The following is a 13,142-nucleotide window of genomic DNA, read 5'->3' as shown; positions in this document are numbered from 1 at the left end:
TTTAAAGTTCTGCCGGACTTCCAATCAAGTTATTGAATTGATGTGGATAATTTATGCATTTTTCGTGACACGACGCCCGAGACGTTCGCCCTGGAGAACGCTTTCGCCACGGATTTACGCCCTTCCCGGCCGATTCCAGACCGAGTCACCCTCCAGAACGACTCGCCGACCCTCTGATGCAACCGCTCAATCGACTCGATTCCGGCAAAAGAAAAGGCGCGGTCCCGCAGGACCGCGCCTTCCCAATAGCCTTGCAGGCAGAATCAGCGCTTCGAGAACTGGAAGCTGCGGCGGGCTTTCGCACGGCCGTATTTCTTCCGCTCGACCACGCGCGAGTCGCGGGTCAGGAAGCCTGCGGCCTTCAGCGCCGGGCGCAGGCTCGGCTCGTGCAGTTGCAGCGCCTGGCTGATGCCATGCTTCACGGCACCCGCCTGCCCCGACAGCCCACCGCCCTTGACGGTCGCCTGCACATCGTACTGACCGGCCACGCCGGCCACGTCGAAGGGCTGGCGCAGGATCATCTGCAGCACCGGACGGGCGAAATACTCGTTAATGTCCTTGCCATTCACCGAGACCTTGCCGGAACCGGGCTTGACCCAGACACGGGCAACCGCGTCCTTCCGCTTGCCGGTCGCATAGGAACGGCCAAGATCGTCACGCTGCGCTTCGCGCTTGACGGCGGCTTCAACCTCGGCCGCAGGCGCGTCGGCCTCGGTTCCCGAAACGGCCGACTTCAGTTCGTCGAGAGATTTGATGTCTTCGGCCATAATCACGCGCTCCGGGTGTTCTTGGCATTCATGGACTTCACGTCCAGCACTTCGGGCTGTTGCGCCTCATGCGGATGTTCGGTCCCGGCATAGACGCGCAGATGGGTCATCTGCTGCTTGCCCAGCTTGTTGCGGCTGATCATGCGTTCGACGGCCTTGATCACCACGCGCTCGGGATGGGCGCCGTCCAGCAGCTGAGCCGCCGTGCGATGCTTGATGCCGCCCGGATGGCCAGTGTGCCAGTAATAGGTCTTGTCGCGGCGCTTGTTGCCGGTCATCTGCACCTTGTCGGCATTGATGACGATGACATTGTCGCCCATGTCCATATGCGGCGTATAGCTTGGCTTGTGCTTGCCGCGCAGGCGATTGGCGATGATCGAGGCGAGACGGCCCAGAACGACGCCCTCGGCGTCGATCAGGATCCACTTCTTCTCGATCTCCGCCGGTTTCGCGGTATAGGTTTTCATTTGTCGTCCCTTGGGGTCGTGTTCATTCGAGATGGCGGTATATCGAAAATCATGGCCCCACAGTCAAGAGCGGAGATCCTGAATTTTTTCAATAAAAACAATATGATAATAAATAGGTATTAAAATACCTGCAAATAACCGCCCGAAATCCTAGCTTTTCGGCGGAATCGAGTAGGTCATCGAACAGCGTGCCACCGGTTCGGCCCCGCCTGCGGAATAGATGAGCGCCTCGGCCACGGCCAGCACACGGCCCAGTTTCAGCAACCGGCAATCGGCAATCAGATCCCTGCCCGCCTCGGGCTTGCGCATGAAGTCGATCGAGGCGTTCGTCGTGACCGCCAATGCGACCGGCCCGATCCGCGCAAGGATCGCGCAATAGATCGCCAGGTCGGCCAGCGCGAAGATCGACGGCCCGCTGACGGTTCCGCCGGGCCGCAGATGCGCCTCCCCTACCGCCAGCCGCGCCACCAGCCCGGTCTCATTCACCTGCTCGACCCGATACTCTGCCGCCACCTGTGGAAACTCGCTGTCCAGAAATCTGTTCAGCGCATCCGCATTCATCACGATGTCCATACTTTCCCCCCGGCCATTTGCGCCTTACGGTTTATGCAAACGGAGGAGAGATCAAGATGGCAGACCTCGTCTTGCGCGAAGATACCGATCATGTGGCGCGGTTGGTGCTGAACAGCCCGTCGAATTTCAACGCCCTGTCGCTGGAGATGATTGACGCCCTGTCGGACGCCCTACGGATGATCGAGGCCGACGACACGATCCGCGCGGTGATCCTGGCAGCCACGGGCAAGGCATTCTCGGCCGGCCACGACTTGCGGCAGATGCAGGCCGCCCGCAAGAACGAGGACACGGGACGGGCCGCCTATGACCAGTTGTTCGGACGCTGCGCCGGAATGATGCAGATGATCCCCGCCCTTCCACAACCGGTCATCGCCGAGGTTCAGGGGATCGCCACCGCCGCAGGCTGCCAGCTTGTCGCCTCCTGCGATCTGGCGGTTGCCGCCGAGGGCGTTCGCTTTGGCGTCAACGGCGTCAATATCGGGCTTTTCTGCTCGACCCCGATGGTCGCGCTGACCCGGGCGGTGCCACCGAAAGCAGCCTTCGAGATGCTGACCACCGGCGAATTCATCCTGGCGGAACGCGCCCGCGAACTGGGGCTGGTCAACCGCGTCGTGCCCGCCGGGGAACTGAGCGGGACGGCGATGGAGATGGCGCGCCTGATCGCCTCGAAACTGCCCTCGGCGGTCAGGATGGGTAAACGCGCCTTCCATGAACAGCTTCGCCTCGGCCTGTCGGCGGCCTATGACAGCGCGGGCGCCACGATGTGCGAAAACATGATGCTGCCGGACACCGATGAAGGCATCAACGCCTTCCTGGAAAAACGCAAACCGGGCTGGAACTGACGCCCGGGCCCCGAATCATTTTCGTGCCAGAGCCGCTTTCCGTCGCGCCAGCGATGCCACGGGCCCTAACGCCTCGCGGTCGTAATATTCCCTCATGACCGGCACGTCGTCAGAAAGCTGCAGCCAGGGCAGCTTGGTCGATGTAAAGATATGGACATCCGGTGGGCAGCTGGCCGGATCGTCCAATGTTCCGACCCGCAGAAAGGCAAAGCGCGGCCCCGCCCCGGCATAATGACTGTAAATCGCTACGCGGCAATCGGGACAACGAAAGATTCGCTGTCCCTTGCCCGAAGCCGAGGGCGTGAGAACTTCTTCGGCTTCGCCGTCGAGCCGCAGCAGATCGGTTTCGATCAGCGCATTGAGCACAAAGGCGCTTCCGGTTTCGCGCTGACACCAGCTGCAGTGACAGCAATGGGTGAATAGCGGGCGCTCCATCATTCGATAGCGAATCCGCCCGCAACCACAGCCTCCGGCAAGTTCCACCATCACGACCTCCTTATCGAAGGGATCGTCGCACCGGGCAGCTTCGAGAGCAAACCCGAAGGGTAGCGGTTCAGAACAGCCCTTCGATCCACCCGTTCTCATCGACACCGATATTTTCCGCCGCAGGCTGTCGAGGCAAGCCGGGCATGGACATTATCTCGCCGCAGATAGCCACGATGAAACCCGCCCCCGCATTCAGACGCACCTCGCGAACCGGGACGATATGCCCTTCGGGCGCGCCATGCAGCGCCGGGTTGGTCGAAAAGGAATACTGGGTCTTGGCGATGCAGACGGGAAGATGGCCGTATCCCGCCTCCTCCCAGGTTTCGAGCTGCTCGCGAATCCCTGCCGCGGCCTCGGCATGAGAGGCGCGGTAGATGCGGGTGCAGATGGTTTCGATCTTTTGCCACAACGGCATGGAATCGGGATAGAGCGTGTGAAAATCCACTTCGCCCCCGGACAGCGCCACGACCTCGCGCGCCAAATCCTCGGCACCTGCTCCGCCTTCGGCCCAATGCCGTGCGATCACCGCCTTTACAGCATGATGTCCGCAATATGTCTGCAAGGCCGCGATTTCTGCCTCGCTGTCGCCGTCGAAATGATTCACCGCCACCACGACCGGCAGGCCAAAACCACGCAGATTCTCGATATGCCGGCCCAGATTGGCGCAGCCGCGCGTGACCGCCGCCACATCCTCTCCCCCCAGATCGGCCTTGGCGACCCCGCCATTCATCTTCAGCGCACGGATCGTGGCGACCAGCACCACGGCCGAAGGGGACAGATGGGCCAGACGGCATTTTATGTCCAGGAACTTCTCGGCCCCCAGATCGGCGCCAAAACCTGCCTCGGTAACGACATAATCCGACAGGTGCAGCGCCGTCCGCGTGGCCGTCACGCTATTGCAGCCATGGGCGATATTGGCGAAAGGCCCGCCATGCACCAGTGCCGGATTATTCTCCAGCGTTTGAACGAGATTCGGCTGCAACGCATCCCTGAGCAGCACGGTCATCGCGCCATCGGCCTTGAGATCGCGGGCCGTGACCGGCTGGCGATCGCGGCTATAACCGATGACGATCCGGCCCAGTCTTTCCTGCAGATCGGCCAGATCGCTGGCGAGGCACAGGATCGCCATGACCTCGGAGGCCACGGTGATGTCGAACCCGCTTTGCCGCACGAAACCATTGGCCACACCGCCAAGCCCAAGCGCCACGTCCCGCAAGGCCCGGTCATTCATGTCCATCACCCGCCGCCAGGTGATCCGGCGCGTGTCAATATCCAGCGCATTTCCCCAGTAGATATGGTTATCGATCATCGCGGCCAGCAGGTTATGAGCCGAGGTGATCGCGTGGAAATCGCCGGTGAAATGTAGGTTCATCTCCTCCATCGGCACGATCTGCGCGCGGCCCCCTCCTGCCGCGCCGCCCTTCATGCCGAAATTCGGACCGAGACTGGCCTCGCGTATGCAGATGGTCGCGCGCTTGCCGATCCGGTTCAGCGCGTCACCAAGCCCCACCGTCGTTGTTGTCTTTCCCTCGCCTGCCGGGGTCGGGCTGATTGCGGTGACCAGAACCAGCCGCCCCATGGGGCGATCCGTCAATGCGGCGATGGCATCATGAGTGATCTTGGCCTTGTCATGGCCGTAAGGCAGGATCTGTTCCACCCCAAGGCCCAGGCCTTCGGCGATCTCGGTGATGGGGCGCTTGGTCGCGGCCCGCGCGATCTGGATATCTGATGTCATGTGCCTCCCCACAATCTTGTTGATGCCGGGACAGAGCAAGGATCCATCCCTAGATCTGTGGCAGGCTGCCCTGCAGCACATCAAGATACCAGCCCTTATCGATGTTTCCACCCGAAAGGATGACACCGGCTTTCCTGCCCCGCATCCTCTCCTGGTCCTGCATCAATGCCGCCAAGGAAGCGGCGCCAGCGGCTTCGGCGATGTTGTGAATGTCGCTGTAATAGACCCGCATGGCCTCGGCCAGTTCGGCATCGGTCACGGTCACGGTCACGAAGCGCGCCGTGCCGGGGCCATAGATCGCCATCGCCTCGGGAACGGGGACCCGGACCGCCATACCGTCGGCGATCGTCCGGGGAGAATGCGTCTCAACGGGCCTGCCCGCCTCAACCGACAGTTTCGCGCATTGCGCCTCGGCGGAAACCACGCCCACGACCTCGACCGGAAGCCCAAGGGCGTCGCGGGCCAGGATGGTGCCGCAGATCCCCGAGCCGCAGCCAATCGGCACATAGACGGTATCGAGATCGGGAACGACGGTGAGCAGCTCATAGGCATAGGTCGCGACACCGCGCACCAGTTCCCGGTGGAAGGGCGGCACGATCAATAGCCCCTCTTCCTCGGCGACGCGAAAGGCTTCCACCCGTGCCTCGTCGAAATCCTCGCCGAATTCGATCAATTCGGCACCGAAGGCGCGCATCGCCCTGTTCTTCTCGACCGAATTGCCGAAAGGCACGAATATCTTCGCGGTCAATCCGGCGGCAGAGGCGGCCCGCGCCTGTGATTGCCCGTGATTGCCCCGTGTCGCCGTGCAGATCCCGTTCAGCTCGGGATGGGCACGCCGCATCCAGTCGATGAAGGTGATTCCACCGCGCGCCTTGAAAGCACCCGTGGGGCCGTGGTTCTCATGCTTGACCCAGACCTCGCATCCAAGCCGTTGCGCCAGTTGCGGCCATGCATACTGGGGCGTCGGCTGCATCTGCGTATAGACCAGCCGGGCAGCCTCCTGCAAATCCTCGGCGGTAAACCTCATGGCATTTCCCGTAATTCGCCAAACCTTTTACAATCAAACCCTTACATCAACGCACGACCAGAACCGAACAGGGAGAATGCCGGACCACGGCATTGGTATGGCTGCTGATCAGGATGCTCCGCAACTCGTCGCGCTGCGGACTGGCCATAACGATGATATCGGCCCGGGCTTTCTTGGCGATTTTCAGGATCGTTTCGGCGACATGGCCATGACCGACATGGGTCTCGACCTTCGCGCCATCCGGAAAATGCTCTTTCGCGAAACGGTCCAGCCCGTCTTTCATGGCCTGCAACGCCTGCACCTCATAGCCCTTGGGCAGGTAGGTCGCGACCATCGAGCTGCCGATATCGGGCACGATCCCCAGCAGATGGATCCGGCCTCCCTCATCGACCTGCCGGCGGGCAGCGGTCAGGGCCATTTCCCAGCTTTCGGTCTGCTGCAGATCAATGGGCAGAAGGACGTTCTCAGGCATGGCTCACTCCTTCACCTTCGCGGCGGATGGCCCCGGCGCCGGGACCTGCTCGCATCTTTTGCATCCAGATAACCAGCGCCAGGGCCAGGGCCACCGGGATGTAGATCCAGTATTTCGACGGCGCGGGAGCCGGGGCGCGGACCAACAGGACCTGCTGATCCCAATCCAGTCCCGCCTCTTGCGCCGGGCTGTCGAAGGCCACGTTGTCGATGACGACCTCGTCGCCGTTCTGGACCGTCTCGATTCCCAGGGCCTGCATCTTCTCGGCTCCGTCGGCCCCCTCGGGCACTTCGAGCAGGGCCGTGAACTCGATCGGATCACCGACCTCGTTCAGCCCCGCAATCCGCAGCCGCAGCGGCGCACCCGGATCGGCATTGCCAAGCGCCTCCTCGAACTGGGCGGGCGGCAGGTCTTCATAGGGAGGATAGATGTAATCCATGAAGAAACCGGGCCGGAAGATCGCGAAGGCGATCACCAGCAGCAGTGCCGATTCCCAGATCCTGTTGCGGGTCAGGAACCAGCCCTGCGTCGCCGCCGCAAAGAGCAGCATCGCCAGAGTCGCCGTGATGAAGACGAAGATCCCGTGTATCCAATCGACATTGATCAACAGCAGGTCGGTATTGAAGATGAACAGGAAGGGCAGCGCCGCCGTCCTCAGGCTATAGAAGAAGGCGACCGCCCCGGTGCGGATCGGATCACCGCCCGACACGGCCGCCGCCGCGAAGGAGGCAAGCCCTACCGGCGGCGTCACATCCGCCATGATCCCGAAATAGAACACGAAGAGATGCACCGCGATCAGCGGCACGATCAGCCCGTTCTGCTGGCCAAGTGTCACGATGACCGGGGCCAGAAGGGCCGAGACGACGATGTAGTTCGCCGTGGTCGGCAGGCCCATGCCAAGGATCAGCGACAGGATCGCCGTCAGGAACAGGATGGCGAGCAGGTTGCCGCCCGACAACACCTCGACCACATCGGCCAGCGCCGAGCCGACGCCCGTCTGGCTGACCGCGCCGACGATGATCCCGGCGGTCGCCGTGGCAATGCCAATGCCGATCATGTTGCGCGCGCCCGAGATCATCCCGTCGATCAGGTCGCTGAAGCCCGATTGCAGCGCCGCGCCGATCTTGCCGTTGCCGGTGCGGTCCGCGCCGCGCATCATCACCATCAGCGGACGTTGTGTCAGCAGGATGAAGATCATGAAGGCCGTGGCCCAGAAGGCCGACAGGCCGGGTGACAGACGGTCCACCATCAGCGCCCAGACCAGCACCACGACCGGAAGCAGGAAGTGCAGTCCCGAGCGCACGGTCGGCCCCGGTAGCGGCAGCTGCGTCACCGGCGCATTGGGATCGTCCAGTTCCAGCGGCTCCTCGCGCGAGGCGACATAGAGCAGGCCGATATAGACGGCGGTCAGCATGGCGAAAACGGCATAGGGCGCGTTATTGCCGAATGTCGGGCGAATCCAGCCCATGGTATATTTGACCATTATCGCGAGGGCGCAGATGACAACGACACCGAACACGAAGCCGACAAGGCGGCGCATCAGCGGCCCCGGCACATAGGCGCGCGGCAGGCCCTTCATCCCGGCCTTCATTGCCTCGAGATGGACGATATAGACCAGGGCGATATAGCTGATCGTGGCGGGCACGAAGGCGTGCTTGACCACGTCGAAATAGGGGATCCCCACATACTCGACCATCAGGAAGGCCGCAGCCCCCATCACCGGCGGCATGATCTGCCCATTGACCGACGAGGCGACCTCGACCGCCCCGGCCTTTTCAGAGCTGAAACCCACCTTCTTCATCAGCGGGATGGTGAAGGTGCCGGTGGTCACGACATTGGCGATCGAGGAGCCCGAGATCAGGCCGGTCATGGCGGAACTGACGACGGCACCTTGGCCGGTCCGCCCCGCATATGCCCCATCAGCGAGAATGCCACCTGGATGAAGTAATTGCCCGCGCCCGCCTTGTCGAGCAGCGCGCCGAACAGCACGAAGAGGAACACGAAACTGGTGGACACGCCCAGGGCGATGCCAAAGACACCTTCGGTCGTGATCCATTGATGATTGACCACCTCGGACAGGGTATTGCCCTTATGCGCGATGATGCCGGGCATGTAGGGACCAAGGAAAGTATAGGCGAGAAAGACACTGGCCACGATCATCAGCGCCGGGCCGAGACTGCGCCGGGTGGCCTCGAGCAGCAGCATCAGGCCGATCACGGCAATGACGAAATCCTGCTTGATCGGCGCCCCGATACGGGTTCCGATGGCGTCATAAAAAACGAGGATGTAAAGCGCCGCAATGGCCGCGACCACCGCAAGCGCCCATTCCCACGGCGGCACCCAGTTCTTGGGACTGCCAAGCAGGACCGCCGCGATCACCGCGGCGGCCACGACCGGGATCCACCAGACCGGCACACCGGTCTTGCTGCCCTCGATGAACAGGACCGCCATCAGCACCGGGATCCCGACTCCCAACGCAAGCTGGAACGGAGAACGCTGCGCCGGATATGCCATATAGGCAAGGAACAACGCGAAGGCGAGATGGATCGATCGGGTCTCGGTGTCGTTCATGACCAGGTTCGCCCCGGAAAGGCCGATGCTCTTGAGGAACCCGGTGACGACGAATGGCAGGGGCGAAGCGATCCAGAGCTGGAACAATGACCAGAAAAAGGCGACAAGCAGGATGATCGTGCCTACGGCACCGCGAGGGCTTCGCGCGCCGGTATCCGAAGAGGCGACAAGCTCATCCAGCTCGGCCTGAGACAGGCCACCCTTGCCGGATGCTTCCATCTCAACCCTGCTGGCTTCGAACTGATGGTCGCCGGATTTCGGCTTTTCGTCATTCTCGCTCATCGCGCCACCCTCCCCGTTTGGGCATTATATTATTGTGTTCACGAGTTTTTATGATTTTTACGAGCGAGAGGCGGCCCGCAAAGGCCGCCCCGTATGATCATTCGGCTGGTTATTCGATCCAGCCTTGTTCCCGGTAATATTTCTCGGCTCCCGGATGCAGCGGGGCGCTGTTGCCTTCCGCGATCATCGCCTCGGGCTCGAGGTTGGCGAAGGCCGGATGCAGGCCCTTGAAGCGGTCGAAATTGTCGAAGACGCCTTCACGACCTCATAGACCATGTCCTCGGGAACATCGGCCGAGGTGACGAAGGTCGCCTTCACGCCGAAGGTTTCGACATCCTCGTCATTGCCGGCATACATGCCGCCGGGGATCGTCGCCTTGGCGTAATAGGGATTGTCCTCGACCAGCTTGTCGATCGCCTCGCCGGTGACCGGGATAAGCCGTGCCTCCACCGTCGAGGTCGCCTCCTGGATCGAGCCATTGGGATGGCCCACGGTGTAGATGATCGCATCGACCTTGTTGTCGCCCAGGGCAGCCGACTGCTCCGCCGGTTTCAGCTCGGAGGCGAGCGAGAAATCTCCCATCGTCCAGCCGAGCGCATCCAGCACGACTTCCATCGTGCCCCGCTGACCCGAGCCGGGATTGCCGACATTCACCCGCTTGCCCTTGAGACCCTCGAAGTTTTCGATCCCGGAATCGGCGCGGGCAACCACGGTGAACGGTTCGGGGTGAACCGAAAAGACCGAGCGCAGGCCGTCGAACTTCTTGTCGCCCTCGAATTCGGGGACATCGCCATTAAAGGCGTGAAACTGCCAATCGGACTGGGCCACGCCCATGGTCATGTCGCCGGCCTGGATCGCATTGATATTGGCGATCGAGCCACCTGTCGATGGCGCGGTGCATTTGATGCCTGTCTCGGCGGTATTCCGGTTTACCAGGCGGCAGATCGACTGCCCGACAACGTAATAGACGCCGGTTTGACCACCGGTGCCGATGGTGATGAAGCGCTCTTCCTGGGCAGCGGCCGCGCTTGCGCCAAGCGCGAAGGCCGTCGCCAGAAGAATCGGTTTGAACGTGCTCATGCAGCTATCTCCCTAGGTTTTTCCGTCATCGTATCGATTTTACCCCGCGCCTTTCGGCACGGGTTCACGTTTACGGTAGCGCAGTCATGCGGTTTGGCAATGCCTAACAACTGAATTCCGGAAACTCAGTGCTGTCTATAGGTTAAACTACTCAACCCACCCGCTCGGATCCGGACAAGCCACGGATTCCGCCGCTACATTACCTCCGCCAGAACCTCGTCCATGGCCCCGGCCAGCATCTCGACCAATTGCGCCATCTCGTCCTCCGAGAGGATGAAGGGCGGTGCCAGCAGGATGTGATCGCCATGCCTGCCGTCGATGGTGCCGGACATCGGGTAACAGATCAATCCACGCGCGAAGGCCGCCTTCTTCAGCTTGGCCGCAAGCTTGAGAGCCGGGTCGAAGGGCGCCTTGGTGGCCCTGTTCGCAACGATCTCGATGCCGCGGAACAGCCCCCTGCCGCGAATGTCGCCGACATGGGGATGCTGTCCAAAACGTGCCTCCAGCGCCTTTTGCAGCGCCGCCCCCTTGGTCCGCACCTGCGGCAAGAGTCCGCGATCCAGGATGGCGCTGACCACCGCAAGACCAGCCGCCGTGGCGACCGGATGGCCGATATAGGTGTGCCCATGCTGAAAGAACCCGCTGCCCCGCGCCACGGCGTCATAGACCGAGGCGCTGCAGAGCATCGCGCCTATGGGCTGATATCCCGCGCCCAGGCCCTTGGCGATGCACAGGATGTCCGGCGCGATACCATCCTGCTCGCAGGCGAACAGCGTGCCGGTGCGACCCATCCCGCACATCACCTCGTCAAGGATCAGCAGGATGCCGTATTCGTCGCAAATTTCACGAATGCGCTTGAAATATCCCGGCGCGGGGGGCAAGGCCCCCGCGGTGGCCCCCACCACCGGCTCGGCCATGAAGGCCATGACCGTCTCGGGGCCGACCCGCTCGATTTCCTCGCGCAAGGCCTCGGCGGCGCGGATGCCGTATTCCTCCGGGGTCTCCCCCTCCTCGCGGTTGCGATATTCATAGCAGGGCGCGATATGGCTCATATCCAGAAGAAGCGGCCCGAATTGCTGCCGCCGCCATTCGTTGCCTCCCGCCGACAGCGCCCCGATGGTATTGCCGTGATAGCTCTGCTGCCGCGCGATCAGGCGCGAGCGCTGCGGCTGCCCCTTCTCGACCCAGTATTGCCGGGCCAGCTTGATCGCAGCCTCGGTCGCCTCGGACCCACCCGAGACGAAATAGACCCGGTCCAGATCGTCCGGCGCATGCGCGATCAGCAGATCGGCCAGCGCCTCGGCCGGTTCGCTGGTCAGAAAGCCCGTATGGGCAAAGGCCAGCTTGTCGAGTTGCGCCTTGATCGCCTCGGTCACCTGCCTGTCGCCATGACCCAGGCAGGACACCGCCGCCCCGCCCGAGCCGTCCAGGTAGCGGCGGCCTTCCGAATCGATCAGCCAGACGCCCTCGCCCCCGGTGGCGACAGGGGGTTGGACATGGCAATTGCGCGGGAATACATGCGACATGATCAAATATCCTGAGTCTTTCGTCGCGATGAGGATGTCCCGATGAGCACGAAGTTGAAACCCCTGACGAATGGCGAATGGCCGGAAACTGCCGCGGAATTGCGCGAAGGCTTCGCCGGTCGCCTGAACGTCTATCGCGTGATGGTCCACCATCCCGACCTGCTGGCGGCCTGGGCGCCCTTGCGCGATCATGTCGTGCGCAAGCGGGCGATGTCGGATCAGCAAAGCGAGGTGGTGATCCTGCGCACCGGCCATAACCTGGATGCGCCCTATGAATGGGCTCACCATGTCAGCCGGGGGCGTGCCGTGGGCATGGATGATCTGCGTATCGCCACCCTGGCCGGACCGCTGGAGAACATGTCCGACGCTGATCGCGTATTGGCCCGCGCCGTGGATGAGCTGATGACGGATGCCCGCCTGCTTCCGGACACCCGCGAAGAATTGATCGAAGAGATCGGAGCGAAAGGGATGTTGGACCTGATGGCTACGGTCGGCTTTTACTCGGTGCTGGGCTTCCTCGTGAACAGCCTCGATGTCCCTGTCGACGAAGAAGTGGCAGCCGAGATGGCCGCGAATCCGATCCGATAGCAGAACCGGCCGGGCTGGGCGGTTTGCGGGGCGGAAACTCGCTCTGATCGCGTTCCCGCCCCGGCGGATCGGCGCCAGCCTATCGCCCCAATTCCTTCGCGACGGCCTCGCGGAGCGAAGGGAGCAGTTCAGCCTCGAACCACGGGTTCCTGCCGAGCCATGCGGTATTGCGCCAGGACGGATGCGGCAGGGGAAAGACCAGCGGAGCATGATCCCGCCATGCGCGAACGGTGTCGGTGACATTGGAGGCCCCCAGATGCCACCTTATCGCGTGGCCGCCGACCAGCAGGGTCAATCGCGGCTGCAGATGCTCCATGACCCGGGCCCGCCATGTCCGGGCGCAGATCGGCGGTGGAGGTAAATCCGAACCCTTTGCATCATAACCCGGAAAACAAAAAGCCATGGGCACGATCGCGATCCGGTCGCGGTCGTAGAATGTTGCCTCATCGACATCCATCCATTGCCGCAATCGTTCGCCCGAGCGGTCGGCAAAGGGACGGCCGCTTTCATGCACCCGCATTCCCGGCGCCTGCCCCGCGATCAGCAGTCCCGCCCCACTGCGGAACCAGACCACCGGACGGGGCCGATGCGCCGTCACCGTGGCGGCGAAACGTTTGGCACACAATGTGCAGAATTCTATGTCTTCACGCAGGGGCAGCATTCGTTCAATCTAATACAAATACAACGCGAAATAACCTGCGTCATCACGTTTCCTCATGTATCCTT

The 13,142-nt window shown here is 62.3% G+C and carries 11 protein-coding genes and 2 pseudogenes; 2 read left to right on the top strand and 11 right to left on the bottom strand.

Annotation, left to right across the window (positions count from 1 at the left end):
* Positions 1-263: 263 nt before the first annotated feature.
* The 3 genes from rpsI to A7A09_RS11730 all read right to left on the bottom strand — a co-directional run bounded on the left by rpsI (position 264) and on the right by A7A09_RS11730 (position 1,807).
* Entirely contained in the window at positions 264-767 is a 504-nt protein-coding gene (rpsI, locus tag A7A09_RS11740; RefSeq protein WP_106691571.1) for a 30S ribosomal protein S9, read from the bottom strand.
* Positions 768-769: 2 nt separating this feature from the next.
* Positions 770-1,234: a 50S ribosomal protein L13 gene (gene rplM, locus A7A09_RS11735; protein WP_106691570.1), complete on the bottom strand. Its 465-nt coding sequence runs from the start codon at positions 1,232-1,234 to the stop codon at positions 770-772.
* 150 nt (positions 1,235-1,384) lie between these two features.
* Positions 1,385-1,807 (bottom strand): PaaI family thioesterase, encoded by a 423-nt coding sequence (locus A7A09_RS11730; protein WP_106691569.1) that lies wholly within the window; start codon positions 1,805-1,807, stop codon positions 1,385-1,387.
* Positions 1,808-1,863: 56 nt separating this feature from the next.
* On the opposite strand from A7A09_RS11730, the gene A7A09_RS11725 reads away from it, so the two are divergent.
* Positions 1,864-2,649: an enoyl-CoA hydratase gene (locus A7A09_RS11725; RefSeq protein ID WP_106691568.1), complete on the top strand. Its 786-nt coding sequence runs from the start codon at positions 1,864-1,866 to the stop codon at positions 2,647-2,649.
* A gap of 15 nt (positions 2,650-2,664) precedes the next feature.
* Here the strand turns inward: A7A09_RS11725 and A7A09_RS11720 are convergent, their stop codons facing one another.
* The 7 genes and pseudogenes from A7A09_RS11720 to A7A09_RS11690 all read right to left on the bottom strand — a co-directional run bounded on the left by A7A09_RS11720 (position 2,665) and on the right by A7A09_RS11690 (position 11,828).
* Positions 2,665-3,135, bottom strand: coding sequence for a GFA family protein (locus A7A09_RS11720; protein ID WP_106691567.1), 471 nt, complete (start codon positions 3,133-3,135; stop codon positions 2,665-2,667).
* A gap of 67 nt (positions 3,136-3,202) precedes the next feature.
* On the bottom strand, positions 3,203-4,870 hold the full coding sequence (locus tag A7A09_RS11715; protein ID WP_106691566.1) for a formate--tetrahydrofolate ligase: 1,668 nt from the start codon (positions 4,868-4,870) through the stop codon (positions 3,203-3,205).
* 49 nt (positions 4,871-4,919) lie between these two features.
* A complete protein-coding gene (locus A7A09_RS11710; protein WP_106691565.1) occupies positions 4,920-5,897 on the bottom strand; it encodes a threonine dehydratase in 978 nt (325 codons plus the stop codon).
* Positions 5,898-5,943: 46 nt separating this feature from the next.
* Positions 5,944-6,369, bottom strand: coding sequence for a universal stress protein (locus tag A7A09_RS11705; protein ID WP_106691564.1), 426 nt, complete (start codon positions 6,367-6,369; stop codon positions 5,944-5,946).
* Positions 6,362-8,529: pseudogene (locus A7A09_RS11700) on the bottom strand (TRAP transporter permease). Before A7A09_RS11700 ends, A7A09_RS11705 begins: the two are co-directional and overlap by 8 nt.
* A gap of 802 nt (positions 8,530-9,331) precedes the next feature.
* Positions 9,332-10,302: pseudogene (locus tag A7A09_RS11695) on the bottom strand (TAXI family TRAP transporter solute-binding subunit).
* 194 nt (positions 10,303-10,496) lie between these two features.
* Entirely contained in the window at positions 10,497-11,828 is a 1,332-nt protein-coding gene (locus tag A7A09_RS11690; protein WP_106691563.1) for an aspartate aminotransferase family protein, read from the bottom strand.
* Positions 11,829-11,870: 42 nt separating this feature from the next.
* Between A7A09_RS11690 and A7A09_RS11685 the strand changes: the two genes are divergently transcribed.
* Positions 11,871-12,416 (top strand): carboxymuconolactone decarboxylase family protein, encoded by a 546-nt coding sequence (locus tag A7A09_RS11685; RefSeq protein WP_106691562.1) that lies wholly within the window; start codon positions 11,871-11,873, stop codon positions 12,414-12,416.
* A 79-nt stretch (positions 12,417-12,495) separates the two neighbouring features.
* Here A7A09_RS11685 and A7A09_RS11680 read toward each other — a convergent pair whose 3' ends face one another.
* Complete coding sequence (locus A7A09_RS11680; protein WP_106691561.1) at positions 12,496-13,077, bottom strand: uracil-DNA glycosylase family protein; 582 nt, start codon at positions 13,075-13,077, stop codon at positions 12,496-12,498.
* Between the last annotated feature and the right edge of the window lie 65 nt (positions 13,078-13,142).

It is taken from the genome of Paracoccus methylarcula (assembly GCF_003007735.2).
GTDB lineage: Bacteria > Pseudomonadota > Alphaproteobacteria > Rhodobacterales > Rhodobacteraceae > Paracoccus > Paracoccus methylarcula.
This window is presented reverse-complemented; position numbering and strand designations above follow the sequence as displayed.

Bases quoted from the DNA above. Each gene is read 5' to 3' on its own strand.
- A7A09_RS11710 (WP_106691565.1), bottom strand. From the start codon at position 5,897: ATGAGGTTTACCGCCGAGGATTTGCAGGAGGCTGCCCGGCTGGTCTAT.
- A7A09_RS11720 (WP_106691567.1), bottom strand. From the start codon at position 3,135: ATGGTGGAACTTGCCGGAGGCTGTGGTTGCGGGCGGATTCGCTATCGA.
- A7A09_RS11715 (WP_106691566.1), bottom strand. From the start codon at position 4,870: ATGACATCAGATATCCAGATCGCGCGGGCCGCGACCAAGCGCCCCATC.
- A7A09_RS11730 (WP_106691569.1), bottom strand. From the start codon at position 1,807: ATGGACATCGTGATGAATGCGGATGCGCTGAACAGATTTCTGGACAGC.
- A7A09_RS11725 (WP_106691568.1), top strand. From the start codon at position 1,864: ATGGCAGACCTCGTCTTGCGCGAAGATACCGATCATGTGGCGCGGTTG.
- A7A09_RS11705 (WP_106691564.1), bottom strand. From the start codon at position 6,369: ATGCCTGAGAACGTCCTTCTGCCCATTGATCTGCAGCAGACCGAAAGC.
- A7A09_RS11685 (WP_106691562.1), top strand. From the start codon at position 11,871: ATGAGCACGAAGTTGAAACCCCTGACGAATGGCGAATGGCCGGAAACT.
- rplM (WP_106691570.1), bottom strand. From the start codon at position 1,234: ATGAAAACCTATACCGCGAAACCGGCGGAGATCGAGAAGAAGTGGATC.
- A7A09_RS11690 (WP_106691563.1), bottom strand. From the start codon at position 11,828: ATGTCGCATGTATTCCCGCGCAATTGCCATGTCCAACCCCCTGTCGCC.
- rpsI (WP_106691571.1), bottom strand. From the start codon at position 767: ATGGCCGAAGACATCAAATCTCTCGACGAACTGAAGTCGGCCGTTTCG.
- A7A09_RS11680 (WP_106691561.1), bottom strand. From the start codon at position 13,077: ATGCTGCCCCTGCGTGAAGACATAGAATTCTGCACATTGTGTGCCAAA.